Origin of the sequence: Roseomonas gilardii subsp. gilardii, assembly GCF_023078375.1 — a bacterium.
In the GTDB taxonomy this organism is placed as follows: domain Bacteria; phylum Pseudomonadota; class Alphaproteobacteria; order Acetobacterales; family Acetobacteraceae; genus Roseomonas; species Roseomonas gilardii.
Map to the genome: position 1 here is coordinate 3,905,184 of NZ_CP095554.1, position 25,615 is coordinate 3,930,798.

The 25,615-nt window shown below is 67.7% G+C and carries 36 protein-coding genes and 1 pseudogene; 4 read left to right on the forward strand and 33 right to left on the reverse strand.

What is annotated here, in order from left to right:
* Window positions 1-117 precede the first annotated feature (117 nt).
* Both greA and MVG78_RS18000 read left to right on the forward strand, forming a co-directional pair.
* Window positions 118-590: pseudogene (gene greA, locus MVG78_RS17995) on the forward strand (transcription elongation factor GreA).
* Between the two features lie 11 nt (window positions 591-601).
* Window positions 602-1,834 carry a threonine ammonia-lyase gene (locus tag MVG78_RS18000; protein WP_247554283.1) on the forward strand — a complete coding sequence of 411 codons (1,233 nt, stop codon included), beginning with the start codon at window positions 602-604 and terminating at the stop codon, window positions 1,832-1,834.
* Window positions 1,835-1,888: 54 nt separating this feature from the next.
* Here MVG78_RS18000 and MVG78_RS18005 read toward each other — a convergent pair whose 3' ends face one another.
* Complete coding sequence (locus MVG78_RS18005; protein WP_237183073.1) at window positions 1,889-2,368, reverse strand: Lrp/AsnC family transcriptional regulator; 480 nt, start codon at window positions 2,366-2,368, stop codon at window positions 1,889-1,891.
* A gap of 145 nt (window positions 2,369-2,513) precedes the next feature.
* On the opposite strand from MVG78_RS18005, the gene trxB reads away from it, so the two are divergent.
* The gene (trxB, locus tag MVG78_RS18010; RefSeq protein WP_247554286.1) at window positions 2,514-3,494 is read left to right on the forward strand and encodes a thioredoxin-disulfide reductase; all 981 of its coding nucleotides are present in this window, start codon (window positions 2,514-2,516) and stop codon (window positions 3,492-3,494) included.
* Between the two features lie 19 nt (window positions 3,495-3,513).
* On the forward strand, window positions 3,514-4,407 hold the full coding sequence (locus tag MVG78_RS18015) for a LysR family transcriptional regulator (protein WP_247554288.1): 894 nt from the start codon (window positions 3,514-3,516) through the stop codon (window positions 4,405-4,407).
* Window positions 4,408-4,459: 52 nt separating this feature from the next.
* On the opposite strand, the gene MVG78_RS18020 is transcribed toward MVG78_RS18015, so the two are convergent.
* The 32 genes from MVG78_RS18020 to rpoC all read right to left on the reverse strand — a co-directional run bounded on the left by MVG78_RS18020 (window position 4,460) and on the right by rpoC (window position 25,576).
* Window positions 4,460-4,894: an Ivy family c-type lysozyme inhibitor gene (locus MVG78_RS18020; protein WP_247554291.1), complete on the reverse strand. Its 435-nt coding sequence runs from the start codon at window positions 4,892-4,894 to the stop codon at window positions 4,460-4,462.
* A 65-nt stretch (window positions 4,895-4,959) separates the two neighbouring features.
* Entirely contained in the window at window positions 4,960-5,391 is a 432-nt protein-coding gene (rplQ, locus tag MVG78_RS18025) for a 50S ribosomal protein L17 (protein WP_247554294.1), read from the reverse strand.
* A gap of 22 nt (window positions 5,392-5,413) precedes the next feature.
* Entirely contained in the window at window positions 5,414-6,430 is a 1,017-nt protein-coding gene (locus tag MVG78_RS18030) for a DNA-directed RNA polymerase subunit alpha (RefSeq protein WP_247554297.1), read from the reverse strand.
* A 28-nt stretch (window positions 6,431-6,458) separates the two neighbouring features.
* Complete coding sequence (gene rpsK / locus MVG78_RS18035) at window positions 6,459-6,857, reverse strand: 30S ribosomal protein S11 (RefSeq protein ID WP_019459479.1); 399 nt, start codon at window positions 6,855-6,857, stop codon at window positions 6,459-6,461.
* A 1-nt stretch (window position 6,858) separates the two neighbouring features.
* Window positions 6,859-7,236 (reverse strand): 30S ribosomal protein S13, encoded by a 378-nt coding sequence (rpsM, locus tag MVG78_RS18040; RefSeq protein ID WP_019459480.1) that lies wholly within the window; start codon window positions 7,234-7,236, stop codon window positions 6,859-6,861.
* A 184-nt stretch (window positions 7,237-7,420) separates the two neighbouring features.
* Window positions 7,421-8,071 (reverse strand): adenylate kinase, encoded by a 651-nt coding sequence (locus MVG78_RS18045; RefSeq protein WP_247554300.1) that lies wholly within the window; start codon window positions 8,069-8,071, stop codon window positions 7,421-7,423.
* Window positions 8,068-9,474 (reverse strand): preprotein translocase subunit SecY, encoded by a 1,407-nt coding sequence (secY, locus tag MVG78_RS18050; protein WP_247554303.1) that lies wholly within the window; start codon window positions 9,472-9,474, stop codon window positions 8,068-8,070. Before secY ends, MVG78_RS18045 begins: the two co-directional genes overlap by 4 nt.
* A 96-nt stretch (window positions 9,475-9,570) precedes the next feature.
* The gene (gene rplO / locus MVG78_RS18055) at window positions 9,571-10,065 is read right to left on the reverse strand and encodes a 50S ribosomal protein L15 (protein WP_247560504.1); all 495 of its coding nucleotides are present in this window, start codon (window positions 10,063-10,065) and stop codon (window positions 9,571-9,573) included.
* 5 nt (window positions 10,066-10,070) lie between these two features.
* Window positions 10,071-10,262: a 50S ribosomal protein L30 gene (gene rpmD, locus MVG78_RS18060; RefSeq protein ID WP_019459484.1), complete on the reverse strand. Its 192-nt coding sequence runs from the start codon at window positions 10,260-10,262 to the stop codon at window positions 10,071-10,073.
* On the reverse strand, window positions 10,255-10,896 hold the full coding sequence (gene rpsE, locus MVG78_RS18065; RefSeq protein WP_019459485.1) for a 30S ribosomal protein S5: 642 nt from the start codon (window positions 10,894-10,896) through the stop codon (window positions 10,255-10,257). Before rpsE ends, rpmD begins: the two co-directional genes overlap by 8 nt.
* Window positions 10,897-10,910: 14 nt before the next feature.
* Window positions 10,911-11,264 carry a 50S ribosomal protein L18 gene (rplR, locus tag MVG78_RS18070; RefSeq protein WP_247554306.1) on the reverse strand — a complete coding sequence of 118 codons (354 nt, stop codon included), beginning with the start codon at window positions 11,262-11,264 and terminating at the stop codon, window positions 10,911-10,913.
* The gene (gene rplF, locus MVG78_RS18075; protein WP_247554328.1) at window positions 11,264-11,800 is read right to left on the reverse strand and encodes a 50S ribosomal protein L6; all 537 of its coding nucleotides are present in this window, start codon (window positions 11,798-11,800) and stop codon (window positions 11,264-11,266) included. The genes rplR and rplF overlap by 1 nt, the downstream gene beginning before the upstream one ends.
* Window positions 11,801-11,813: 13 nt before the next feature.
* A complete protein-coding gene (gene rpsH, locus MVG78_RS18080) occupies window positions 11,814-12,212 on the reverse strand; it encodes a 30S ribosomal protein S8 (protein ID WP_027281260.1) in 399 nt (132 codons plus the stop codon).
* Window positions 12,213-12,224: 12 nt separating this feature from the next.
* The gene (gene rpsN / locus MVG78_RS18085) at window positions 12,225-12,530 is read right to left on the reverse strand and encodes a 30S ribosomal protein S14 (protein ID WP_027281259.1); all 306 of its coding nucleotides are present in this window, start codon (window positions 12,528-12,530) and stop codon (window positions 12,225-12,227) included.
* A gap of 79 nt (window positions 12,531-12,609) precedes the next feature.
* Window positions 12,610-13,173 carry a 50S ribosomal protein L5 gene (gene rplE / locus MVG78_RS18090; RefSeq protein WP_247554347.1) on the reverse strand — a complete coding sequence of 188 codons (564 nt, stop codon included), beginning with the start codon at window positions 13,171-13,173 and terminating at the stop codon, window positions 12,610-12,612.
* Entirely contained in the window at window positions 13,170-13,487 is a 318-nt protein-coding gene (gene rplX / locus MVG78_RS18095) for a 50S ribosomal protein L24 (protein WP_027281257.1), read from the reverse strand. Before rplX ends, rplE begins: the two co-directional genes overlap by 4 nt.
* On the reverse strand, window positions 13,487-13,855 hold the full coding sequence (gene rplN / locus MVG78_RS18100) for a 50S ribosomal protein L14 (RefSeq protein WP_019459492.1): 369 nt from the start codon (window positions 13,853-13,855) through the stop codon (window positions 13,487-13,489). Before rplN ends, rplX begins: the two co-directional genes overlap by 1 nt.
* Window positions 13,852-14,148: a 30S ribosomal protein S17 gene (gene rpsQ / locus MVG78_RS18105; RefSeq protein WP_247554380.1), complete on the reverse strand. Its 297-nt coding sequence runs from the start codon at window positions 14,146-14,148 to the stop codon at window positions 13,852-13,854. Before rpsQ ends, rplN begins: the two co-directional genes overlap by 4 nt.
* A gap of 16 nt (window positions 14,149-14,164) precedes the next feature.
* On the reverse strand, window positions 14,165-14,371 hold the full coding sequence (rpmC, locus tag MVG78_RS18110) for a 50S ribosomal protein L29 (RefSeq protein WP_247554405.1): 207 nt from the start codon (window positions 14,369-14,371) through the stop codon (window positions 14,165-14,167).
* Between the two features lie 4 nt (window positions 14,372-14,375).
* Complete coding sequence (gene rplP, locus MVG78_RS18115) at window positions 14,376-14,795, reverse strand: 50S ribosomal protein L16 (RefSeq protein WP_019459495.1); 420 nt, start codon at window positions 14,793-14,795, stop codon at window positions 14,376-14,378.
* 13 nt (window positions 14,796-14,808) lie between these two features.
* Window positions 14,809-15,486 carry a 30S ribosomal protein S3 gene (gene rpsC, locus MVG78_RS18120; RefSeq protein WP_019459496.1) on the reverse strand — a complete coding sequence of 226 codons (678 nt, stop codon included), beginning with the start codon at window positions 15,484-15,486 and terminating at the stop codon, window positions 14,809-14,811.
* A 1-nt stretch (window position 15,487) separates the two neighbouring features.
* Window positions 15,488-15,892 carry a 50S ribosomal protein L22 gene (rplV, locus tag MVG78_RS18125; protein ID WP_027281255.1) on the reverse strand — a complete coding sequence of 135 codons (405 nt, stop codon included), beginning with the start codon at window positions 15,890-15,892 and terminating at the stop codon, window positions 15,488-15,490.
* A 1-nt stretch (window position 15,893) separates the two neighbouring features.
* Window positions 15,894-16,172 (reverse strand): 30S ribosomal protein S19, encoded by a 279-nt coding sequence (gene rpsS, locus MVG78_RS18130; RefSeq protein WP_019459498.1) that lies wholly within the window; start codon window positions 16,170-16,172, stop codon window positions 15,894-15,896.
* Between the two features lie 4 nt (window positions 16,173-16,176).
* Complete coding sequence (gene rplB / locus MVG78_RS18135) at window positions 16,177-17,013, reverse strand: 50S ribosomal protein L2 (RefSeq protein ID WP_247554429.1); 837 nt, start codon at window positions 17,011-17,013, stop codon at window positions 16,177-16,179.
* A 3-nt stretch (window positions 17,014-17,016) separates the two neighbouring features.
* Window positions 17,017-17,313, reverse strand: a complete 297-nt coding sequence (locus MVG78_RS18140; RefSeq protein WP_410528000.1) for a 50S ribosomal protein L23 — start codon at window positions 17,311-17,313, stop codon at window positions 17,017-17,019.
* 32 nt (window positions 17,314-17,345) lie between these two features.
* Window positions 17,346-17,960 carry a 50S ribosomal protein L4 gene (gene rplD, locus MVG78_RS18145; protein ID WP_247554456.1) on the reverse strand — a complete coding sequence of 205 codons (615 nt, stop codon included), beginning with the start codon at window positions 17,958-17,960 and terminating at the stop codon, window positions 17,346-17,348.
* Between the two features lie 15 nt (window positions 17,961-17,975).
* Window positions 17,976-18,653, reverse strand: coding sequence for a 50S ribosomal protein L3 (gene rplC, locus MVG78_RS18150; protein ID WP_247554496.1), 678 nt, complete (start codon window positions 18,651-18,653; stop codon window positions 17,976-17,978).
* A gap of 19 nt (window positions 18,654-18,672) precedes the next feature.
* A complete protein-coding gene (rpsJ, locus tag MVG78_RS18155) occupies window positions 18,673-18,984 on the reverse strand; it encodes a 30S ribosomal protein S10 (RefSeq protein WP_019459503.1) in 312 nt (103 codons plus the stop codon).
* Window positions 18,985-18,990: 6 nt separating this feature from the next.
* Complete coding sequence (gene tuf / locus MVG78_RS18160; protein WP_247554516.1) at window positions 18,991-20,178, reverse strand: elongation factor Tu; 1,188 nt, start codon at window positions 20,176-20,178, stop codon at window positions 18,991-18,993.
* 30 nt (window positions 20,179-20,208) lie between these two features.
* On the reverse strand, window positions 20,209-20,685 hold the full coding sequence (gene rpsG / locus MVG78_RS18165) for a 30S ribosomal protein S7 (RefSeq protein WP_019462399.1): 477 nt from the start codon (window positions 20,683-20,685) through the stop codon (window positions 20,209-20,211).
* An 11-nt stretch (window positions 20,686-20,696) separates the two neighbouring features.
* Window positions 20,697-21,068 (reverse strand): 30S ribosomal protein S12, encoded by a 372-nt coding sequence (rpsL, locus tag MVG78_RS18170; RefSeq protein ID WP_019462398.1) that lies wholly within the window; start codon window positions 21,066-21,068, stop codon window positions 20,697-20,699.
* A 308-nt stretch (window positions 21,069-21,376) separates the two neighbouring features.
* Window positions 21,377-25,576 (reverse strand): DNA-directed RNA polymerase subunit beta', encoded by a 4,200-nt coding sequence (rpoC, locus tag MVG78_RS18175; RefSeq protein ID WP_247554535.1) that lies wholly within the window; start codon window positions 25,574-25,576, stop codon window positions 21,377-21,379.
* Window positions 25,577-25,615 lie beyond the last annotated feature (39 nt).

Consider the following 25,615-nt stretch of genomic DNA (forward strand, 5'->3'; position numbering starts at 1 on the left):
GGACCCGCCCCGCCTGTTTCGGCCCCGGCGCCGCTCCGGTTCCTCCGAATGTCCTGGTCCAACCGTCCAGGCAGGGACTGGCGCGGCCGCGTCGCGTTCTAGGGAAGGCTAAACGCCGTGCAGAAGTTCCCCATCACGGCCGAGGGTCTGTCTCGGCTTGAGGAAGAGTTGAAGGTTCTGAAGTCCGAGGAGCGCCCGGCCGTGATCCGCGCGATCGCGGAGGCGCGCGCCCATGGTGACCTCTCCGAGAATGCCGAGTACCACGCCGCGCGCGAGAAGCAGTCCTTCATCGAGGGCCGCATCGCGGAGCTGGAATCCGTCGTCCCCTCCTCCGAGGTGATCGACGTCTCCAAGATGACCGGCGACCAGGTGCGCTTCGGCGCCTATGTCACCATCGTCGATGAGGAATCCGAGGACGAGAAGACCTATCGCATCGTCGGCCAGTATGAGGCCGACATGAAGAAGGGCTCGATCTCCATCTCCTCCCCCTCGCCCGGGCGCTGCTCGGCAAGAGCGTCGGCGACAGCGTCGAGGTGCCCGCCCCCGGCGGCGCCCGATCCGTCGAGATCACCGCCGTCCGGTTCCGGTAGGCACCGCCCCCATGCCGGAAGGGACAGCCCTCCCCACGCGGCACGTGGCGCTGTCCGACGTGCGCGCGGCCGCCGCGCGCATCGCCGGCACGGTGCTGCGCACCCCGCTGGTCGAGCCGCATGCCGTCTCCCGCGCCGCCGGGGCGCGGGTCCTGCTGAAGCTGGACAACCTCCACCCGACCGGCGCCTTCAAGGAGCGGGGTGCCGCCAACCGCCTCGCCCAGCTTTCGGCGCGGGAGCGCGAGGCCGGGGTGATCGCGATGAGTGCGGGCAACCATGCCCAGGCCGTCGCCCGCCACGCCCATCTGCTGGGCCTCCGCGCCACCATCGTGATGCCCCGCTTCACCCCCTCCACCAAGGTGGTGCGGACGGAAAGCTGGGGCGCCCGGGTGGTGCTGCATGGCGACACGCTGGCCGAGGCCGCCTCCCACGCCCATGCCCTGGCGCTGAGCGAGGGGCTGGTCTTCGTCCATCCCTATGACGACCCGGAGATCGTCGCGGGCCAGGGCACCATGGCGCTGGAGATCCTGGAGGATGCCCCCTCCGGCCTGCAATCCATGGTGATCCCCGTGGGCGGCGGCGGCCTGCTCGCCGGCTGCGCCGCGGTGGTGAAGGAGATGCGCCCCGACCTCGCCCTCTATGGCGTCGAGGTCGAGGGCTATCCCGCCATGGCCCAGCGCCTGGCGGGCGAGACGGTGAAGGTGGGCGGTCCCACCATCGCCGAGGGCATCGCCGTGCGCGATGTGGGCGAACTGCCCGCCGCCATGCTGGCCCGCCTCGGCATCGAGGTTCTGGTGGTGCCCGAGCGCGCCGTGGAGCGGGCCATCGCCCTGCTCGCCGAGGGGGCCAAGGTGGTGGCCGAGGGCGCCGGCGCCGCCGGCCTCGCGGCCATCCTCGCCTTCCCCGAGCGCTTCGCCGGCCATACCGTCGCCACCACCGTCTGCGGCGGCAATATCGACCCGCGCATCCTGGCCAATGTCCTGCTGCGGGAGATGCTGCGCGACGGCCGCATCCTGCGCCTGCACCTCGACATCCCCGACCGGCCGGGCGTGCTGGCGGACATCTCCACCCGTGTGGCGGCCGCCGGCGGCAATGTCATCGAGGTCAGCCACCAGCGCCTCTTCGCCGCCCCCTCGGTCCAGACCGCCGAGCTGGAGCTGATGATTGAGGTCCGCGACGCCAACCAGGGCGCCGCCATCGTCGCCGCCCTGGAAGCGGCGGACTACACCGTCCGGGTGGGCTGAGGCTCCTTTACCCTGGCCGTGGGCGGCAGCACCGCCCACGGCCGGCACAGCGCCTCAGCGACGCTCCACCGGTACGCCCACCTCTTCCTTGGCGGTGCGGATGACCTGCAGGGTCTGCACCCGCATCACATGGTCGGCCCCGGTGAGGCGGGAGGTCAGGGCGTTCTCATGCGCCGTGTCGCGCGCCACCAGCCGCAGCAGGAAATCCCCGCCGCCACGGATCATGTGGCATTCCCGCACCTCGGGCCAGGCCGTCACCATCCGCTCGAAGGCTTCCAGCACCGAGAGCTTCTGCGTTTCCAGCCCGACCAGGGCGTAGAAGCCGACCTCCCAGCCGAGCGAGCCGGGCTCCAGGTCGGCATGGTAGCCCCGGACCACGCCGAGTTCCTCCAGCCGCCGCACCCGCCGCAGGCAGGGCGGGGCCGAGAGGCCGACGCGGCGGGCCAGTTCCACATTCGTGATCCGCCCGTCCTGCTGGATCTCATCAAGGATGGCCAGGTCGGTCGCGTCCAGTTCGGGCGCGTCATTCGGCATTCTGTTCATTGCCCGTCATGGCGATGCGGCGAAATATCCTTGCACGCCCCGCACGTCCAGACCATCCTTTCTGGAATGCCGGGTTGCGGTGGACGCAGGGCTGACCGATATGCTGCGCGTAACCCGCGACTCGCAGGAATCAGAAGTGCCCGAGACTCACCGAACCCGCCTCCTCGTTCTGGGTGCCGGACCGGCCGGATACACGGCGGCCATCTACGCGGCCCGCGCCGGTCTGCAGCCGATCGTCGTCGCGGGTCTCCAGCCGGGCGGACAGCTCACCATCACCACTGAGGTCGAGAACTACCCGGGCTTCGCCGAACCCATCCAGGGCCCCTGGCTCATGGAGCAGATGGCGAAGCAGGCCGAGCATGTCGGCGCCCGCCTCCAGATGGACACCATCACCGCCGTGGACCTGTCCCGCCGCCCCTTCCGCTGCGAGGGCGATTCCGGGGATGTCTACTTCGCCGACAGCCTCGTGATCGCCACCGGCGCCCAGGCCCGCTGGCTCGGCATCCCGGGGGAGAAGGAGCTTTCCGGCTTCGGCGTCTCCGCCTGCGCCACCTGCGACGGCTTCTTCTTCCGGGGCCGGGAGGTCGCGGTCATCGGCGGCGGCAACACCGCCATCGAGGAAGCCCTCTACCTCTCCGGCCTCGCCGCCAAGGTCACGCTGATCCACCGCCGCGACAGCTTCCGGGCCGAGCGCATCCTGCTCGACCGCCTCTTCGCTCGCCCGAACATCGTGGTGGTGCGCGACACCGTGGCCGAGGCCATCCTGGCCGACGAGAGCGGCCGCGCCCCGGTCGCCCGGGCGCTCGCGCTGCGCAACGTGAAGAACGGCGAGACGTCCGAACTGCCGGTCCACGGCGTCTTCGTCGCCATCGGCCATGCGCCGGCCACCGCCCTGTTCCGGGGCCAGCTCGACATGGACGAGGCGGGCTATATCCGTACCGAACCCGGCCGCACCCGGACCTCCGTGGAGGGGGTCTTCGCCGCCGGTGACGTGCAGGACCACATCTACCGCCAGGCGATCACCGCAGCCGGCACCGGCTGCATGGCCGCGCTCGATGCCGAGAAGTGGCTCGCCGGCCTTCCCGAATCCGCTCCGGCCCCAGCGGCCTATCTCTGAGGCGAGGAAACACCGAATCATGCCGCTCGATTGGGACAAGCTGCGGGTCTTCCACGCGGTCGCCGAGGCAGGGTCCTTCACCCATGCCGGCGAATCGCTGAACCTGAGCCAGTCCGCCGTCTCCCGCCAGATCCAGGCGCTGGAAGAAGCCCTGGCCGTGCCCCTCTTCCACCGCCATGCCCGCGGCCTGATCCTGACGGAACAGGGCGAGACGCTGAACAAGACGGTGCGCGAGGTCTTCGCCAAGCTGGCGATGACCGAAGCGCTGCTGACCGAGAGCCGGGAGCGCGCCGCCGGCCGCCTCAAGGTGACGACCACCACCGGCTTCGGCTCGCTCTGGCTGGCGCCGCGCCTCCAGCGCTTCATCGACAAGCACCCCGACGTCACCGTCACCCTGTTGCTGGACGACACGGAGCTGGACCTGGCGATGCGTGAGGCCGACGTGGCCATCCGCATGCACGCACCGCGGCAGCCGGACCTGATCCAGCGCCATGTCGCCACCTTCGGCTGGAAGGTCGTGGCCGCGCCCGAATACGTGAAGCAGCATGGCGCCCCGCAGCGGCCGGAGGACCTCGATAACCACCGGCTGATCACCTATGGCGACCACCGCCAGCCGGTCGAGGACATCAACTGGCTCGCCGAGGCCGGCCGCCGCGCCGGCAGCCCGCGCCGCGCCGTGATGGAGGTGAACAGCCTCCCCGCCATGCTGCGGGCCGTGCGCAGCGGCCTCGGCATCAGTGCCCTGCCGGACTACCTGGGCGACGACATCGCGGATCTCACCCCGATCCTGAGCGAGATGAAGACGCCCCGCTTCGAGTCCTACTTCGTCTATCCGGAGGAGATGCGGCACTCCAAGCGCGTGGCCGTGTTCCGGGACTTCCTGGTGTCGGAACTCTCCCGCAGCCAGGGCTGACCGAACCGCCTGGGGTGGGCCGCCGGCCCGCCCCGTCTCTCCGGCGCCGGGATCAACCCCCGCGCGCCATCCGGGCCGCCAGTTCCTGGCTCACGCTGGCCACCCCCTTCACCAGGGGTGCGGGCCAGGGCGAGCCGCGCGGCGGCACCTGACGGTCGAGTTCGCCATCCCGGATCAGCAGCATCCAGAGCAGACCGTTCTTCGGCTCATGCCCCAGGAACAGCCCGTTCCGCGCGCAGTCGCCGCCTTGACAGCCCCAGGCCCAGGCGAAGCCGTCCTCCGCATGGACATAGCTCCCCGGGGCCCTCAGATGCTCGAAAATCACCTGCTGCCGGCCGCGCGCGACATTGCGCAGCATCGGCGCCGTGTCCTGCAGGGCACCGAGCTGCTGGATGGTGCGCCCCTCCAGTTCCGAGGCATCGGACACCACGGCATCATCCGCCCGGGCCTGGACAGGCAGGCAGAACAGGGCCAGCGCAAACAGCAACGGGGCGAGTGGTTGCCCACCCGCCCCGCGCCGAAACGATCCGATCAAACGCATCGTCCGATTGATCAAGCCTGCGGCTGCTCGCCCTCGGCCTCGACGATCTCCGGCTTCGGGCCGCTGTCCAGGCCCTTGGCCGAGACATCGCGGTCCACCAGCTCGATCACCGCCATGTCGGCGGCATCGCCGTAGCGCACGCCGGCCTTCAGCACGCGGCAATAGCCGCCCTGGCGGGAGGCGTAGCGCTGCGCGATGGTCGTGAACAGCTTGTCCACCACCTTCTCGTCGCGGATCTGGGCCAGCGCCTGCCGGCGGGCCGAGAGGTCGCCGCGCTTGCCGAGCGTGATGATCCGCTCGACATAAGGCCGCAGCTCCTTGGCCTTGGGCAGGGTGGTCGTGATCTGCTCATGCTTGAGCAGCGAGGTCGCCATGTTCCGGAACATCGCGATCCGGTGGGAGGAAGTAACGTTCAGCTTCCGCCCGGACATCCCGTGACGCATTTCAGTCTCCTAGGCCCCGGGTTCAGAAGGGCTCTTCGACCCGGCGAGCCAGGTCCTCGATGTTCTCAGGCGGCCAACCCGGCACGTTCATCCCGAGGCTGAGACCCATGGAGGCGAGAACCTCCTTGATCTCGTTCAGGGATTTGCGCCCGAAATTCGGGGTGCGCAGCATCTCCTGCTCGGACTTCTGCACGAGGTCGCCGATATAGACGATGTTGTCGTTCTTCAGGCAGTTCGCGCTGCGGACCGACAGCTCCAGCTCGTCGACCTTGCGAAGCAGGTTGCGGTTGAAGGGCAGATCGTCCTGCACCTCCTGCACCTTGGCCTCGCGCGGCTCGTCGAAGTTGATGAAGAGCTGCAGCTGGTCCTGCAGGATGCGGGCGGCGAGCGCCACCGCGTCATCCGGCGCGACCGTGCCGTCGGTCTCCACCGTGAGCACGAGCTTGTCGTAGTCCGTGCGCTGGCCGACGCGGGTCGGCTGCACCTGGAAGGCGACACGGCGGACGGGCGAATAGATCGCGTCCACCGGGATCACGCCGATCTCCTGGTCCTCGGTGCGGTTCTCGGAGGCGGGGACATAGCCCTTGCCCGTCGAGACCGTGAGCTCCATGGAGAAGCGCGCCCCATCGTCGAGCGTGCAGATCACCAGTTCCGGGTTGGCGACCTCGATGTCGCCGGACACCTGGATCTGGCCCGCCGTCACCTCGCCGGGGCCGGTGGCCTCCAGCGTCAGGCGCTTCGTGCCCTCGGAGGGCATGCGGATGGCCAGCTGCTTGATGTTCAGGATGATGTCGGTGACATCCTCCTGCACACCCTGCAGGCTGCTGAACTCGTGCAGCGCGCCCTCGATCTTCACGGCCGTGACGGCCGCGCCCTGGAGCGAGGACAGCAGAACCCGCCGCAGCGCGTTGCCCAGAGTCTGACCGAAGCCGCGCTCCAGCGGCTCGGCGACCACGGTGGCCACGCGCGCGGGGTCGGCGCCCGGATCGACGTCCAGGCGCTCGGGCTTGATCAGGGAACGCCAATTGCGATCCAGCACTTGGGTATCTCCTGCGACGTTTCCCCGATCAGACGCGACGACGCTTGCGCGGACGGCAACCGTTGTGCGGGATCGGGGTCACGTCCTTGATGGCGGTGACATAGAAGCCGACGGCCTGGAGGGCACGCAGCGCGCTCTCGCGGCCCGAACCGGGACCGGAGACCATGATCTCCAGCGTCTCCATGCCGTGCTCGCGGGCCTTGCGGCCGGCATCCTCGGCCGCGACCTGCGCGGCATACGGGGTGGACTTCCGGCTGCCCTTGAAGCCCTGCGACCCGGAGGACGACCAGGCGATGGCATTGCCCTGGCTGTCGGTGATCGTCACGATCGTGTTGTTGAAGGTCGCGAGCACATGCGCCACGCCCGTGGCGATGTTCTTGCGCTCCTTCTTGCGGGGGCGGGAGCCCGCCTGCGGCTGACGCGCCATCTTACTTCGTCACCTTCTTCTTGCCGGCGATCGCCACGGCCTTGCCCTTGCGGGTGCGGGCGTTGGTGTGGGTGCGCTGGCCGCGCACCGGCAGGCCACGGCGGTGACGCAGGCCGCGGTAGCAGGCCATGTCCATCAGCCGCTTGATGTTCATCGCCACTTCGCGGCGGAGGTCACCCTCCACGCGGTAGTCGCGATCCAGCATCTCGCGGATCTTCAGGATCTCCTCGTCGGAGAGCTGGTTGACCCGGCGCTCCTCGGGGATGCCGAGCTTCTCGCAGATCTCAGCCGCGTTCTTCGGACCGATGCCATAGATGTAGCGCAGGGAAATCTGCACCCGCTTGTTGTCGGGGATGTTCACGCCGGCGATACGCGCCACGTTCGCTCTCCTGGAGCAACTGCTCCGATAGGGCCGGCGACGGCGGGCAGCCTGGGCCGGCGAGGTGATCATTGCCCGACTCCGGCGGCGGAACCGCCGAAGCACCGGCAAATGGCATGGGAAAACGCAGCGGGAGGGAGCCCGCCGCGAGGAAGGGGCGGGATAAACCTCCCCGCCCCTCAGGTCAAGCCCGACTCAACAGGGCTTCCAATTCACGGGTCACGTCGTCGATATCGGCCATGCCGTCCACCGACTTCAGCTTCCCCTGAGCCTGGTAGTAGGGCAGCAGCGGCTCGGTCTGCTTGCGATAGGCCTCCAGCCGCGCCGCCACCGTCTCGGCCTTGTCATCGGCCCGACGGACGAACTCCGTACCGCCGCAGACATCGCAGACCCCGGCCTGGATCGTCGGCTTGAAGGTATCGTGATAGCCCGTGCCGCAGGCGGCGCAGGTGAAGCGGCCGGCGATACGCTCGACCAGCGCCGCCGGGTCCACCTTCAGCTCGATCACATGGTCGAGCGCCAGCCCCTTCTCCTTCAGCATCACGTCCAGCGCCTCGGCCTGGGGCACCGTCCGCGGGAATCCGTCCAGGATGAAGCCCTTGGCGCAGTCCGGCCGGGCGACCCGCAGGGCGAGCATGGCGGTGATGATCGCGTCGGGCACCAGCCCGCCGCTCTCCATGATCGCCTTGGCCTCGCGCCCGATCTCGGAGCCCGACTTGACCTCCGCCCGGAGCATGTCGCCGGTCGAGATCTGGGCGATCCCGAACTTCTCCTCCAGGCGCTTGGCCTGGGTTCCCTTTCCGGCCCCGGGAGGCCCCAGCAGGATCAGGTTCAACGACGTCTCCCAACACTCGGACGGTTACCGTTCGGCAGGGACCGGCTTCCCCCCGCCCCCGGCGCCCCCAGCCGGGCCTTGCGGATCAGGCCCTGGTACTGGTGCGCGAAGAGATGAGACTGCACCTGCGCCACCGTGTCCATCGTTACGGACACGATGATCAGCAGGGAAGTGCCGCCGAAATAGAAGGGCACGCCGTACTGGCTGATCAGGAATTCCGGGATGAGGCAGACGATGCAGAGATAGATCGCCCCCACCAGCGTCAGCCGGGTCAGGACACGGTCGAAATAATCCGCCGTCGCCTGCCCCGGGCGGATGCCCGGCACGAAGCCGCCGTTCTTCTTCAGGTTCTCCGCCGTCTCCTGCGGGTTGAAGACCACCGCGGTGTAGAAGAAGGCGAAGAAGATGATCAGCGCGACATAGAGGCCCATATAGAGCGGCTGCCCATGCGCCAGCCACTGCGCCGCCCGGCTCAGCCAGGTCTCCTCCCCCTGCCCGGCCCCCGCGAATCCGGCGAAGGTCGCCGGCAGCAGCAGCAGGGAGGAGGCGAAGATCGGCGGGATCACGCCGGCCGTGTTCAGCTTCAGCGGCAGATGGGTCGAATCGCCGCCGAACATCCGGTTCCCCACCTGGCGCTTGGGGTACTGCACCGGGATGCGCCGCTGCGCCCGCTCCATGAACACCACGAAGGCAATCACGGCGAGCGCGATCAGCAGGAAGAAGATGATGAAGGGCGTGGACAGCGCTCCGGTCCGGCCCAGCTCCAGGGTCGAGACGAAGGCATGCGGCAGGTTCGCCACGATCCCCGCGAAGATGATCAGGCTGATGCCGTTGCCGATGCCCCGGGCGGTGATCTGCTCACCCAGCCACATCAGGAACATCGTGCCGCCCACCAGGGTGATCACCGCGGAGAGCCGGAAGAAGGCACCTCCGGCATAGACGGGCGAGGCCCCCATGGCCCCCTGCATCCCCTCCAGTCCCACGGCGATGCCATAGGCCTGGAAGATCGCGATCACCACCGTCAGGTAGCGCGTGTACTGGTTGAGCTTCTTGCGCCCGCTCTCGCCCTCCTTCTTGAGGGTCTCCCAGGCCGGGATCGCCGCCGTCATCAACTGCACGATGATGGAGGCGGAGATATAGGGCATGATGTTCAGCGCGAAGACCGTCATGCGCCCCAGCGCGCCGCCCGTGAACATGTCGAACATGCCCAGGACGCCACCGCCATGCTGGCGCAGGATATCCGCCATCACCGACGCATCCACGCCGGGAACGGGGATATAGGTGCCGAGGCGATAGACGATCAGTGCCCCTAGTGTGAACCAGAGCCGCTTCTTCAGCTCGGTGGCGCGCGACAGCACCCCGAGGTTGAGATTGGCCGCGAGCTGCTCGGCGGCGGACGCCATGCGTACCCTCCATACGACTGCGGCGCCCGGGGGGAGGTCCCCCGCGCGCCGCAGCGAAGACATCAGCTGTCAGGTAGCCCCCCAGGGAGGCGAAGATCAAGCGGCCGGAGCGTCTTCCGAAGCCTTCGGCGCGGTCACCGTCACCTTGCCGCCCGCCGCCTCGACCGCCGCGATCGCGGCCTGCGAGGCACCGGCGACGGTGATGTTCACCGCGCGCTTGATCTCACCCTTGGCGAGCAGGCGGATACCGGCGCGCTTGCCGCTGACCCGCACCACGCCGGCTGCCTTCAGCATCGTCTCGTCCAGCGCCTGGTCGGCCGGCAGGCGGCCTTCCTCGATCGCCTTGTCGAGCAGGCCGATGTTCAGCGGCGCGTACTCGACGCGGAAGAGGTTCACGAAGCCCCGCTTCGGCAGGCGCCGGTAGATCGGGAGCTGACCGCCCTCGAACCCGTTCAGCGACACGCCGGTGCGGGCCTTCTGGCCCTTCACGCCGCGGCCGCCGGTCTTGCCCTTGCCGGAGCCGATGCCGCGGCCGATGCGCTTGAACTTCGGGCGGGCGCCCTCGTTGTCGCGCAGCTCGTTGAGCTTCACCATGATCAGTCCTCCACCTTGATGAGGTGGGCGACCTTGCGGATCATCCCGCGCACGGCAGGGGTGTCCTCAAGCTCGCGGGTCCGGTGCATCTTGTTCAGCCCCAGCCCGATCAGCGTCTCGCGCTGGCCGGGCTTGCGGCCGATCGGCGACCCGGTCTGGGTCACCTTCACGGTCTTCTTGGCAGTCTCAGACACCGCCAGCCTCCTGAGCCGCCGGAGCGGCCTCGTCCTTGCGCGGGCCGATCAGGTCGGAGACCTTCTTGCCGCGCCGCGCCGCCACGGCACGCGGGGAGGTCACCTTCCCCAGCGCCGCGAAGGTCGCCTTGACCATGTTGTGCGGGTTCGTCGTGCCGGTGCACTTGGCGACCACGTCGCCCATGCCCAGCGTCTCGAACACGGCGCGCATCGGACCACCGGCGATGATGCCGGTGCCCGCCGGCGCCGCGCGCAGGATCACGCGACCCGCGCCGAACTCGCCGATCATGTCGTGGTGCAGGGTACGGCCCTCGCGCATCGGCACGCGGATCATCGTCCGCTTGGCGCGCTCGGTCGCCTTGCGGATCGCCTCCGGAACCTCGCGCGCCTTGCCGGCGCCCCAGCCCACGCGGCCCTTCTGGTCGCCCACCACCACGAGAGCGGCGAAGGAGAAGCGACGGCCACCCTTCACCACCTTCGCAACGCGGTTGATGGTCACCAGCTTGTCGCGGAGCTCATCACCCTCGCTGTGGGCCTGCTGCTGATTGCGGTCGTTGTCGCGACGGCGGCCGCGGCCACGGCGCTCGCCGTCACCACCCTCGCCACCGCCACCGGACCTCGGTGCATATGCCATGCGTCAGACGCTCCTCAGAACGACAGCCCGCCCTCGCGGGCGCCGTCCGCCAGGGCCTTGACCCTGCCATGGTAGAGATAGGGACCGCGGTCGAAGACCACCGCCGAGACACCGGCCGCGATGGCGCGCTCGGCCACCAGCTTGCCGATGGCGGTCGCCGCATCGACATCCGCCCCTGTACGGGCGCGCAGGTCCTTCTCGAGCGTCGAGGCGGCCGCCAGGGTACGGCCCTCCTTGTCGTCGATCACCTGCGCATAGATGTGCCGGCCGGAGCGGTAGATCGACAGGCGCGGACGCCCACCGGCCTTCTGCCGCAGCTGGAAGCGGAGCCGGGAGCGGCGCCGCGTCTGGAGTGCGAGCTTGCGCATCACTTCTTCTTACCCTCCTTCCGGAGGATGACCTCGTTGTCGTAGCGGACGCCCTTGCCCTTGTAGGGCTCGGGACCACGATAGGCGCGGATCTCGGCGGCCACCTGGCCGACCCGCTGCTTATCCGCACCCTCGACCTTGATCGCCGTGGGGCGCTCGGTCGTGATCTTGATCCCTTCCGGGATCGCGTAGCGGATCTCGTGGCTGTAGCCGAGGTTCAGCACCAGCTCCTTGCCCTGGACCGCCGCACGGTAACCCGTGCCGGTGATCTCCATGGACTTGGAGAAGCCGCTGGAGACGCCCGTCACCATGCCGTTGATCAGCGAACGTGTGGTGCCCCACAGCGTGCGCGACCGCCGGTCCTCGCCCTTGGGCGAGACGGTGACGGAACCACCCTCGATCTTCACTTCCACCGCATCCGTGACGACCGGCAGGCGCAGCTCGCCGAGCTTGCCCTTGGCCACCACGACGCCGTCCTGCAGGGCGACGGTGACGCCGCTGGGAACGGTGACGGGATACTTGCCGACGCGTGACATGGGGTCGGCCTCCTCAGAACACGCGGCAGAGGACTTCGCCGCCAACATTGGCAGCGCGGGCCTCATTGTCGCTCATCACGCCGCGAGGCGTGGACAGGATGGAAACGCCGAAGCCGTTATAGACCTTCGGCAGCTCCTTGATCTTCGCGTAGACGCGGCGGCCCGGCTTGGACACCCGGTTGATCTCCTTGATCACCGGCTCGCCCTCCGAATACTTCAGCTCGATGTTGAGGATCTTCACGCCAGGGCGCACGTCCTCGGAGCTGTAGCCACGGATATAGCCTTCGCGCTTCAGGACATCCAGCACGTCGGCGCGCAGGCGCGACGCGGGAGACACGATGCGGCTCTGCCGCGCGCGCTGACCATTGCGGATGCGGGTGAGCATATCACCCAACGGATCGGACAGGGACATCGATCCTCCGCCTTACCAGGAGGCCTTCACGAGCCCGGGGATCTGGCCAACGGAGGCCAGGTCACGGAGCGCGTTACGGCTCAGCTTGAACTTGCGGTAGTTCCCGCGGGGACGGCCGGTCAGCTCGCAGCGCAGGCGAACGCGCACCTTGGCGCCGTTGCGCGGCAACTGGGCGAGCTTGAGCGTGGCCTCGAAGCGCTCCTCGACGGGCGCCTCGCGGTCCATCACCAGAGCCTTCAGCGCCGCACGCTTCTCCGCGTGCAGCGCCGAGAGCTTGGCGCGCCGGTTGTTCTTCTCGACAGCCGAAGTCTTGGCCATGCGATCTTATCCTCCAGAACCTGGCCCCACCCGCTCCATGCCAACTGGGCAGGGAACGGGCCGGACCGGTTTTCCGAGATTAATTGGCGAAAGGCAGCTCGAAGGCCTTGAGAAGGGCCTTGGCCTCCTTGTCCGTCTTTGCCGTGGTCACGAACTGGATGTCCATGCCACGCACCGCCTCGACCTTGTCGTAGGCGATTTCCGGGAAGATGATCTGCTCCTTCAGACCCATGGCGAAGTTGCCACGGCCGTCGAAGCCACGGTTGCCGGGCAGGCCGCGGAAGTCGCGGACGCGCGGCAGCGCGATCGTCACCAGACGGTCCAGGAACTCGTACATCCGGGCGCGGCGCAGCGTGACCTTGCAGCCGATCGCCTGCCCCTCACGGATCTTGAAGCCCGCGATCGCCTTCTTGGCACGGGTCTTGACCGGCTTCTGGCCAGCGATGGCCATCAGGTCGGCCACGGCCGCGTCCAGCTTCTTGCTGTCGCCGGCCGCTTCGCCCACGCCCATGTTGATGACGATCTTGGAGAGCTTCGGCATCTCCATGACGTTCTGGTAGCCGAACTGCTCCTGCAGGGCCTTGCGCACCACCTCGTTGTAGTGCCGCTGCAGGCGCGGCAGCTCCTTCTGAGTGTCGCTCATGCGTCGAGCACCTCGCCGGAGGCCTTGGCCACCCGGACCTTCTTGCCGTCCACGTCCTTGAAGCCGACGCGGGTCGGCTTGTCGGACTTCGGATCGATCAGCGCCAGGTTGGAGAGGTGGATCGTCGCCTCCTTCTCCTGGATGCCACCCGGCTGGTTCATGCCCTGCGGCTTCAGGTGCCGCTTGACCATGTTCACGCCTTGGACGATCGCCCGGTTGTCCTCGGGAATCACGCGCAGCACCTCGCCGCGCTTGCCCTTGTCGGAACCGGTGATCACCTGGACGCGGTCACCCTTGCGGATCTTCGCGGCCATTACAGCACCTCCGGAGCCAGGGAGATGATCTTCATGTACCGGCGGGCGCGCAGCTCGCGCACCACCGGGCCGAAGATACGGGTGCCGATCGGTTCGCCCTGCTTGTTGATCAGGACGGCCGCGTTGTTGTCGAAGCGGATGGCCGAGCCGTCGCCGCGCCGCACGGGATAAGCCGTGCGGACGATGACGGCGCGATGCACCTCGCCCTTCTTCACCTTGGCACGGGGAATGGCGTCCTTCACGGACACCACGATGATATCACCGACAGAAGCCGTCTTGCGCTTGGAGCCGCCCAGCACCTTGATGCACTGGACCTTCCGCGCGCCGGAGTTGTCGGCGACGTCGAGGTTGGATTCAACCTGGATCATGCCGCAGCCGTCTCCGCCGTCGGGGCAGCCTCGAAGCCGGCGGGACGGGCGACGTCCTCACCGTTGCGCGCGATCACCAGCCAGCTCTTCCGCTTGCTGATGGGGCGGCACTCCTCGATCCGCACGGTATCGCCTTCCTTGCACAGGTTGGCGTCGTCGTGCGCCGCATAGCGGCCCGAGCGCTTGATGAACTTCTTGTAGAGCGGATGCATGACACGACGTTCGACGAGGACGGTAACCGTCTTGTCGCCCTTGTCGCTCACAACCCGCCCGGTGAGGACTCGCTTCGGCATCGCCGGGGTCTCCTCGTCAGGCCTTCTTTTCCGCCTGGGCCGACTGGCCCAGCACGGTCTTCACGCGGGCGATGTCTCGCCGCACCGCGCGAATACGCGAAACCGCCTCCAGTTGTCCAGTGGCACGTTGGAAGCGGAGGTTAAACTGCTCTTTCCGGAGATCGAGCAGCATCGCCTTCAGTTCGTCCGGGCTCTTGGCCCGGACATCTGCGATCTTGGTCATGTCTTTACGCCTCGGCGCCCAGACGCGCCACGAACTTCGTCTTGATCGGCAGCTTCGCCGCGCCAAGGGTCAGCGCCTCGCGGGCCGTCTCCTGGCTGACGCCGTCGATCTCGAACATGATGCGGCCCGGCTTGATGCGGGCCACCCAGTACTCGGGCGCGCCCTTGCCGGAGCCCATGCGGACCTCGGCAGGCTTGGTCGAGACCGGAACATCCGGGAAGATCCGGATCCAGACGCGACCCTGGCGCTTCATGGCGCGGGTGATGGCGCGACGGGCCGCCTCGATCTGGCGGGCCGTCACTCGCTCCGGCTCCAGGGCCTTCAGGCCGAAGCCGCCGAAGGACAGGGTGAACCCGCCCTTCGCCAGGCCATGGATGCGGCCCTTATGGGCCTTGCGGAACTTCGTGCGCTTCGGTTGCAGCATGATTCATCCCGCCTCAGCGCTGAGGCGCCTGCTCCGCGGCGCGCTTGTCCTGCGCCATCGGATCATGAGCCAGAATTTCACCCTTGAAGATCCAGACCTTGACACCGCAGGTGCCGTAGTTGGTCTTCGCCGTCGCCGTGCCGAAGTCGATATCGGCGCGGAGGGTATGCAGGGGCACGCGGCCCTCGCGGTACCACTCCATGCGCGCGATCTCGGCCCCGCCCAGGCGGCCACCGCAGTTGATGCGGATGCCGCCGGCGCCCAGGCGCATCGCGGACTGCACGGCGCGCTTCATGGCGCGCCGGAAGGCCACGCGGCGCTCCAGCTGCTGGGCGATGCTCTCGGCCACCAGGGTGGCGTCGATCTCGGGCTTGCGGATCTCCATGATGTTCAGGGAGACCTCGGCCCCGGCGAGCTTCGCCAGGTCCTTGCGCAGCACCTCGATGTCGGCGCCCTTCTTGCCGATCACCACGCCAGGGCGGGCGGCATGGATCGTGACGCGCGGCTTCTTGGCCGGGCGCTCGATCACGATGCGCGACACGCCAGCGCCCTTCAGGCGCTCCTTCAGCTTCGTGCGCAGCTTCAGGTCATCATGCAGCATCTTGGAATAGCCCGCGTCGGCGTACCAACGGCTATCCCAGGTGCGGTTGATGCCCAGCCGCAGCCCGATCGGGTTGACTTTGTGACCCATGTTACGCGGCCTCCTGCTGCGGCGCGGTCTCGGCCACCTGCTGCTCCGCCACCACGATGGTGATGTGGCTGAACCACTTCTCGACGCGCGAGGACCGCCCACGGCCACGCGCATGGAAGCGCTTCATGACAACAGCGCGGCCGACCTCGGCGCGGGACACCACCAGACGGTCCACGTCCAGCTGGTGGTTGTTCTCCGCGTTCGCGATCGCGCTCTCCAGCGTCTTCTTGACCGTGTCGGTGATCCGGAACTTGGAGAAGGTCAGGATCGCCACCGCGTCCTGCGCCTTCTTGCCACGGATCAGGCCGGCGGCCAGGTTCAGCTTGCGCGGCGAGACCCGGATGTTCCGGGTGGTCGCCATGGCCTCGGTCTCACCGAGGCGACGCTCATGCTTCGGCTTGCTCATCTCAGCCCCGCTTCGCCTTCTTGTCGGCCGAGTGGCCGGTGAAGGTCCGCGTCGGCGAGAATTCGCCGAACTTGTGGCCGACCATGTTCTCGTTGACCTGCACCGGGATGAACTTCTTCCCGTTGTAGACCCCGAAGGTCAGGCCGACGAACTGCGGAAGGATCGTGCTGCGGCGGCTCCAGATCTTGATGATCTCGTTCCGCCCCGACGCACGCGCCGCATCCGCCTTGTTGAGCAGGTAGCCGTCAACGAACGGCCCCTTCCAAACACTGCGAGCCATCTAATCAGCCCTTCGTCGCGTTGCGCCGGCGAACAATCAGATTGTCCGTCCGCTTGTTGGTGCGGGTCTTGTAACCCTTCGTCGGCTTGCCCCACGGGGTGACCGGGTGACGGCCGCCCGAGGTCCGGCCCTCACCACCGCCATGCGGGTGGTCGACCGGGTTCATGACCACGCCGCGGTTGTGCGGACGGCGGCCCAGCCAGCGGGAGCGACCGGCCTTGCCGATCTGCTGGTTGCTGTTGTCCGGGTTGGACACGGCGCCGATCGAGGCCATGCACTCCGCCCGCACCAGCCGCAGCTCGCCCGACATCAGCTTGATCTGGGCATAGCCCGAATCCTTGCCGACCAGCTGCGCGTAGGAACCCGCGGAACGGGCCATCTTCGCGCCGGCGCCCGGCTTCAGCTCGATGCAGTGGATGATCGTGCCGACCGGAATGGCCGACAGCGGCATCGCATTGCCCGGCTTGATGTCGGCGCGCTGGTCGGACACCACCGTGTCGCCGGCCTTCAGCCGCTGCGGCGCGATGATATAGGCCAGCTCGCCATCCTGGTACTTCAGCAGCGCGATCCAGGCGGTGCGGTTGGGGTCGTACTCCAGCCGCTCGACCGTCGCGGGAACGCCGAACTTGGCGTTCCGCTTGAAGTCCACGTAGCGATAGGTCTGCTTGTGTCCGCCGCCGCGAAACCGGACCGTGGTGCGGCCGTGGTTGTTGCGGCCGCCCGAGTGCTTCTTGCCCTCGGTCAGCTGCTTGACGGGCGCGCCCTTCCACAGCTCGGACCGGTCCACCAGCACCGTCCCGCGCAGGGACGGGGTGACCGGATTGAAGTTCTTCAATGCCATGGCTTACGCGAGCCCCGTCGTGAGGTCGATGGACTGGCCCTCGCCGAGCTTGACCATCGCCTTCTTCCAGTCCGAGCGCACCCCGGGACGACCCTTGAAGCGCTTCGTCTTGCCCTTGACCACCACGGTGTTCACGGCCTTCACCGTCACACCGAACAGGCCCTCCACGGCGGCCTTGATCTCGGGCTTCGTCGCCTCGAGCGCCACCTTGAAGGTCACCTGGCCCTGCTCGTTCAGGGCGGTCGCCTTCTCCGTCACCAGCGGCGCCAGCACGACCTGGTACATCCGCTCGCGCCCGATCACCGGGCGCTTGGCCTTCTCCTGCGTCTCGCTCACGCCAGCCGCTCCTTCAGCGCCTCGACCCCGGCCCGCGTCACCGCGAGGATGTCGTGGTTGAGGATGTCGTACACGTTGGCCCCGACCGTCGGCATGACCTGGACCTTGGGCAGGTTGCGCGCGGCGCGCACGAAGCCCTCGGCCGGGGTCGCATCGACCACCAGCGCGCTCGTCCAGCCCAGCGCCTTGACCTGCTTGGCCAGCTGCGCGGTCTTGGCCGCCTCGGCCGGCACGTCGATCACGACGAGCTTGCCGTCCTTGGCCTTCTGGCTCAGCGCCGAGATCAGGCCCAGGCGACGGACCTTCTTGTTCAGGCTGTAGCCGTGGTCACGGACCACCGGACCATGCACGACGCCACCGGTGCGGAACTGCGGCGCACGGAGCGAACCCTGACGGGCATTGCCGGTCCCCTTCTGGCGATAGGGCTTCTTGGTGGTCCCGGAGACCTCCCCCATGCCCTTCACCTTGTGGGTACCCGCACGTCGCTTCGCGAGCTGCCAGTGCACCACGCGCGCCATGATGTCGGACCGCGGAGTGGCTCCGAAGAGCTCCTCCGGCAGCTCGATCTCACCGGCTTGGCCGTTATCGAGAGTGATAACCTTCACTTGCATCGCTTTTGTCTACCTTTACGCCGGATAGGGCGCGTCGGCGTGGCGCGCGCGCTTCACCGCGTCGCGAACCATCACCCAGGCCCCCGCGGCGCCGGGCACGGAGCCCTTGACCAGCAGCAGCCCCTTCTCCGCATCGACACCCGCCACCACCAGGTTCTGGGTGGTGACGCGCTCGACACCGAGATGGCCGGCCATCTTCTTGTTCTTGAAGGTCTTGCCCGGATCCTGGCGGTTGCCCGTGGAGCCGTGCGAGCGGTGGCTGATCGACACGCCGTGCGACGCCTCGAGACCACGGAAGTTCCAGCGCTTCATCGCACCGGCGAAGCCCTTGCCCTTCGAGGTCGCGGTCACGTCGATGCGCTGACCTGCGACGAAGTGCGACGGCGTCAGCGAAGCACCAGCCTCCAGAACCGCATCGGCAGCGACGCGGAACTCCACCAGCTTGGCCGGCGCTTCCACGCCGGTCTTCGCGAAGTGGCCCTTGTTGGGCTTGGAGACGTTCTTCACCTTCGCCTTCCCGGCACCGACCTGAAGGGCGACATAGCCGTCCTTCTCCTCGGTGCGGGTCGACACCACGCGCACGTCATCGACATGCAACACGGTCACGGGGACGGTCGAACCGTCCTCGTTGAACAGCCGGGTCATGCCCAGCTTCTTGGCGATCAGGCCGGTGCGGCCGTTAGTGGCGGCCATGACAGCAGTCCTCCCGGCTTCAGATCTTGATCTCGACGTCCACGCCCGAGGCGAGGTCGAGCTTCATCAGCGCGTCCACGGTCTGCGGGGTGGGGTCGACGATGTCCAGAAGGCGGCGATGAGTCCGGATCTCGAACTGCTCGCGCGACTTCTTGTCCACGTGCGGGGAGCGATTCACGGTGAACCGCTCGATATGCGTGGGCAGGGGGATCGGGCCCCGCACCCGCGCGCCGGTCCGCTTCGCGGTGTTCACGATCTCCCGCGTGCTGCCATCCAGCACGCGGTGATCGAACGCCTTGAGGCGGATGCGGATGTTTTGCGCGTCAGCCACGGTGCATCACTTCTCGATGGAGGCGACGACGCCGGCGCCGACGGTGCGGCCACCCTCACGGATGGCGAAGCGCAGGCCCTGGTCCATGGCGATCGGGGCGATCAGCTCGACCTCCATCGCCACGTTGTCGCCCGGCATCACCATCTCCACCCCTTCCGGCAGCTTCACCACGCCCGTCACGTCGGTCGTGCGGAAGTAGAACTGCGGACGGTAGTTCGTGAAGAACGGCGTGTGCCGGCCACCCTCTTCCTTGGTCAGGATATAGGCCTCGGCCTTGAACTTCGTGTGCGGCGTGATCGAGCCGGGCTTGGCCAGCACCTGCCCGCGCTCCACGTCCTCACGCTTCGTGCCACGCAGCAGCGCGCCGATGTTGTCCCCCGCCTCGCCGCTGTCCAGCAGCTTGCGGAACATCTCCACACCCGTCACCGTCGTCTTGACCGTGTCCTTCAGGCCCACGATCTCGACTTCCTCGCCCACCTTCACGATGCCCCGCTCCACGCGTCCCGTCACCACCGTGCCGCGCCCCGAGATCGAGAACACGTCCTCGATCGGCATCAGGAACGGCAGGTCCTTCGGACGCTCCGGCTGCGGGATGTAGCGGTCCACCTCCTCCATCAGCTTCAGGATCGCCTGCTCGCCGATCTCCGGCGTCTTGTCTTCCAGCGCCGCGACCGCCGAACCCTTGATGATGGGGATGTCATCGCCCGGGAACTGGTAGGAGGACAGCAGCTCGCGCACCTCCATCTCCACCAGCTCCACCAGGTCAGGGTCCGCCAGGTCCATCTTGTTCAGGAACACCACCAGCGCCGGAACGCCCACCTGCCGCGCCAGCAGGATGTGCTCCCGCGTCTGCGGCATCGGACCGTCGGCCGCCGACACCACCAGGATCGCGCCGTCCATCTGCGCAGCACCCGTGATCATGTTCTTCACGTAGTCCGCGTGGCCAGGGCAGTCCACGTGCGCGTAATGCCGGTTCGCCGTCTCGTACTCCACATGCGCCGTCGAGATCGTGATCCCGCGCGCACGCTCCTCCGGCGCCTTGTCGATCTGGTCATACGCCGTGAACGACGCACCACCCTGCTTCGCCAGCACCTTCGTGATCGCCGCCGTCAGCGACGTCTTGCCGTGGTCAACGTGCCCGATCGTGCCGATGTTGCAGTGCGGCTTCGTCCGCTCGAACTTCGCCTTCGCCATGGTCGTGTCTCTCTAAAGATCGGGTGTCTGTTACCAGCGGTAGTGGCTGAAAGCCTTGTTGGCTTCGGCCATCCGGTGGGTGTCCTCACGCTTCTTCACGGCGGCGCCGCGGTTGTTGGCCGCGTCCATCAGCTCGCCGGAGAGGCGCTCCTCCATCGTGCTCTCGCCGCGCTTGCGCGCGGACTCGATCAGCCAGCGGATCGCCAGGGCCTGACGGCGCTCCGGACGAACCTCCACCGGCACCTGGTACGTGGCACCGCCGACGCGGCGCGAACGCACCTCGACAGCCGGCTTCACGTTATCCATCGCCTCATGGAACACGCGCAGGGGGTCCGCATTCGCGCCAGCGCGGCGCTTCAGCGTATCCATCGCCGCATAGACGATGCCCTCGGCGGTGCTCTTCTTGCCATCATACATCAGCACGTTCATGAAACGGCTGAGGACGATGTCGCCGAACTTCGGGTCCGGCAGGACTTCGCGCTTCTCTGCGCTGTGACGACGAGACATCTCTCAGCCCCTTACTTCGGACGCTTCGCGCCGTAGAGCGAACGACGCTGGCGACGCTTCGCGATGCCCTGCGTATCCAGCACGCCGCGCAGGATGTGGTAGCGCACGCCCGGAAGGTCCTTCACGCGGCCACCACGGATCAGGACCACCGAGTGCTCCTGCAGATTATGCCCCTCACCGGGGATGTAGCTCACCACCTCGTAGCCGTTGGTCAGACGGACCTTCGCCACCTTACGGAGCGCGGAGTTCGGCTTCTTCGGCGTGGTGGTGTAGACGCGAGTGCAAACACCCCGCTTCTGCGGGCAGCCCTGCAGCGCAGGAACCTTGTTGCGGCTCGGCTTCGGCTCGCGCCCCTGGGCGATGAGCTGGTTGATCGTCGGCATGACGCCCCTTCGTGAACCCGTCCCAGCGGCCGCCAGCCCCGCCATGCGAGAGGGCCCGACAGAGCGCGATCCTTCGCACCCCTCGGGCCACCATCCCACCCCCGAACTTCGCCCCCCAGCACAGGAGCAGCCTCGGCGGCGCAGAGCTGTCGTCCAAGAACAAAACCTTCGAGGCCCGGAGGCCCCGTCGAGGGGCGGAGACCTACCCCTCCCCCCATCAGAGTCAAGCAAGAACGCCCCGAAACGGACAGGGCCGGGACCCGAAGGCCCCGGCCCTGCCATGCATGGAACGCGGTTGCCTGCCCCTTTTACTCGGCCGCTTCCTGGCTCCCGCCCGCCAGGGCCGGAGTCGAGGCCGGCAGCCGGCCCTTGTCCCGCTGCGCGGCGAGCGCCCGCAGCCGGTTCATCACGGAGCCCGTGCCCGCCGGGATCAGGCGCCCGACGATCACGTTCTCCTTCAGGCCCGCCAGGGTATCGACCTTGCCGGCCACCGCCGCCTCGGTCAGCACCCGCGTGGTCTCCTGGAAGGAGGCCGCGGAGATGAAGGAGTTGGTCTGCAGGCTCGCCTTGGTGATGCCCTGCAGCACCGGCTCGGCCCGGGCGGGCCGCTCCTTCGCCCGCAGGCGGTGCTCGTTCTCGATGTCGAACTCGATCCGGTCCACCTGCTCCCCGATCAGGTAGGTGGTGTCACCCGGCTCCAGGATCTCGACCTTCTGCAGCATCTGGCGAACGATCACCTCGATATGCTTGTCGTTGATCTTCACGCCCTGGAGCCGGTAGACGTCCTGGATCTCGTTCACGAGATAGTTGGCCAGCGCCTCGACACCCAGCACCCGCAGGATGTCATGCGGCACGCGGGGGCCGTCCACCAGCGGGTCGCCCGCCTTGACGTAGTCGCCCTCCTGCACCGAGACGTGCTTGCCCTTCGGCACCAGGTACTCGCGCTCGATCGGGGCCTCCCCGTCGGGCACGTCCTGCTTCACGATGATCCGGCGCTTCGCCTTGTAATCCTTACCGAATTCCACCCGGCCGTCGATGTCGCTGATGATCGCGGCATCCTTCGGCCGGCGGGCCTCGAACAGCTCCGCGACACGCGGCAGACCGCCGGTGATGTCACGGGTCTTGGAGGATTCACGCGGCAGGCGGGCGATGACGTCGCCGGCATGCACCGTCGCGCCATTGTCCACCGACAGGATCGTGTCGGGCGAGAGGAAGTACCGCGCCTCGGCCCCGTTCGGCAGCTTCACCACCCCGCCCTTCTCATCCTTCAGGATGAGACGGGGGCGCAGATCAGCCTTGGAGGAGGCCTTGTAGTCCACCACCACCTTGGAGGAGAGGCCGGTCACCTCGTCCTGCCGCTCGACCAGGGTGATGCCCTCGATCAGGTCGGCATATTCGACGATACCGGCCCGCTCGGTGATGATCGGCAGGGTGAAGGGGTCCCACTCGGCCAGCTTCTGGCCGCGCTGGACCTGCGCCCCCTCCGCCACCAGGATGCGCGAGCCGTAGGGCACGCGGAACCGCGCGCGCTCCCGGTTCTGGCCGTCCACGAGCACGATCTCGCAGTTGCGGCTCATCACCACCGGCGCGCCCTGGCTGTTCTCCACCACCGCGAGGTTGGTGATCCGCACCGTGGCATCGGTCGTGGCCTCCACCGCCGACTGCTCCGCCCCGCGCTGGGCGGCACCGCCGATGTGGAAGGTGCGCATGGTGAGCTGCGTGCCCGGCTCGCCGATCGACTGGGCCGCGATCACGCCGACCGCCTCGCCGACATTCACCGGGGTGCCGCGCGCCAGGTCACGGCCATAGCAGTGGCCGCAGACGCCCGAACGGCTGTCGCAGGTCAGGACGGAGCGGATATAGACCTCCTCCACCCCGGCCTTCTCGATCCGGTCGGCGAGCGCCTCCTCGACCAGCGTGTTCCGCTCGGCCAGCACCTCGCCGGTGTCCGGATGCACGATCTCCCGCTGCACCGTCCGGCCCAGGATACGCTCGGAGAGCGAGGACACCACCTCGCCACCATCCATCACGGCCCGCACGGTAATGCCGCGCTCGGTGCCGCAATCGATGTCCACGATGATGCAGTCCTGCGCCACATCCACCAGACGGCGGGTCAGGTAGCCGGAGTTCGCTGTCTTCAGGGCGGTGTCGGCCAGGCCCTTGCGGGCGCCGTGGGTGGAGTTGAAGTACTCCAGCACCGACAGGCCTTCCTTGAAGTTCGCGATGATCGGCTGCTCGATGATCTCGCCCGAGGGCTTGGCCATCAGGCCGCGCATGCCGGCGAGCTGGCGCATCTGGGCCGGCGAACCACGGGCACCGGAATGCGACATCATCCAGACCGAGTTGGTCGGCTTGCCGACCTCCTGCTTGGAGATTTCCTTCATCATGGCGCCCGCCACTTCCTCGGTGGCACGCGACCAGGCATCGACCACCTTGTTGTAGCGCTCGCCCGCGGTGATCAGGCCGTCGAGGTACTGCTGCTCGAACTCCTTCACCTCGGCCTTGGTGCGGTCGATCATCTCCCCCTTGCTGTCGGGGATGACCATGTCGTCCTTGCCGAAGGAGATGCCGGCCTTGGCCGCGTTGCGGAAGCCCAGGCCCATCAGCCGGTCGGCGAAGATCACGCTCTCCTTCTGGCCGCAGTGACGGTACACCGCGTCGATCACGTCGGAGACGTTCTTCTTCGTCAGCTGCCGGTTCACCAGCGAATAGGGCAGGTTCGGATGCAGCGGCAGCAGCGCGCCGATCATCATCCGGCCCGGCGTGGTCACCACCCGCTCCTTCACCACCGAACCGTCCGGGCGCATCGTCTTGCGCCGCGCCAGGATCTTGGTGTGCAGGTTGATGCTGCCGGCCGCCAGGGCCTGCTCCAGCTCGCCCAGGTCGGCGAAGACCGGCGGGCCGGCCTTCACCAGCCGCCCCTGCGCATCATATTCGGCCTTGTCGGCCGCCACACGGAACTCCGGCGTCTCCAGGCTCAGATAGTAGATGCCGAGCACGATGTCCTGCGACGGCACGATGATCGGCTTGCCGTTCGCGGGGCTGAGGATGTTGTTGGTGGACATCATCAGCACGCGCGCCTCGAGCTGGGCCTCCAGGCTCAGCGGCACGTGGACGGCCATCTGGTCGCCGTCGAAGTCGGCGTTGAAGGCGGTGCAGACCAGCGGGTGGAGCTGGATCGCCTTGCCCTCGACCAGCGTCGGCTCGAAGGCCTGGATGCCCAGGCGGTGCAGCGTCGGCGCCCGGTTCAGCATCACCGGGTGCTCGCGGATCACCTCCTCCAGGATGTCCCACACCTCGGGACGCTCCTTCTCCACCATCCGCTTGGCGGCCTTGATGGTGGTGGCGTGGCCGTACTTCTCGAGCTTCGAGTAGATGAAGGGCTTGAACAGCTCCAGCGCCATCTTCTTCGGCAGGCCGCACTGGTGCAGCTTCAGCTCGGGACCCACCACGATCACCGAACGGCCGGAATAGTCGACGCGCTTGCCGAGCAGGTTCTGCCGGAACCGGCCCTGCTTGCCCTTGAGCATGTCGGAGAGCGACTTCAGCGGCCGCTTGTTGGCGCCCGTGATCGCCCGGCCGCGGCGGCCGTTGTCGAACAGCGCGTCCACCGCCTCCTGCAGCATGCGCTTCTCGTTGCGCACGATGATGTCGGGCGCGCGCAGCTCGATCAGCCGCTTCAGGCGGTTGTTGCGGTTGATGACGCGGCGGTACAGGTCATTCAGGTCGGAGGTCGCGAAGCGGCCGCCATCCAACGGCACCAGCGGCCGCAGCTCGGGCGGGATCACCGGCACGACGTCCAGGATCATCCACTCCGGGCGCGCGCCGCCCTCGGCGAAGCTCTCGATCAGCTTCAGACGCTTGACGTACTTCTTGCGCTTGGCCTCGGAGGTCGTCTCCTTCAGCTCGGCGCGCAGCGTCGCGCTCTCCTTGCCCAGGTCGATGCCGGTCAGCATCTGCTTGACCGCCTCGGCCCCGATGCCGACGGAGAAGGCGTCCTCGCCGAACTCGTCCATCTTGTTCTGGTACTGGTCCTCGGTGAGGAGCTGATGCAGCTTCAGGTCGGTCAGACCCGGCTCCAGAACCACATAGGATTCGAAGTAGAGGACCTTCTCCAGCTCCTTCAGCGACATGTCGACCATCAGGCCGACGCGCGAGGGCAGCGACTTCATGAACCAGATATGCGCGACCGGGCTCGCCAGCTCGATATGGCCCATGCGCTCGCGGCGCACCTTGGCCAGCGTCACCTCGACGCCGCACTTCTCGCAGATGATGCCGCGGAACTTCATCCGCTTGTACTTGCCGCACAGGCACTCGTAGTCCTTGATCGGACCGAAGATGCGGGCGCAGAACAGCCCGTCCCGCTCCGGCTTGAAGGTGCGGTAGTTGATCGTCTCGGGCTTCTTGATCTCGCCATAGGACCAGGAGCGGATCTGCTCCGGCGACGCGATGGTGATCTTGATCTGGTCGAAGCTCACGGCCTGGCCGGTCTGGCCAAGGATCTTCATCAGCTCGTTCTGGGCCTTCCTTCTCGTCCAGCCTGCGGC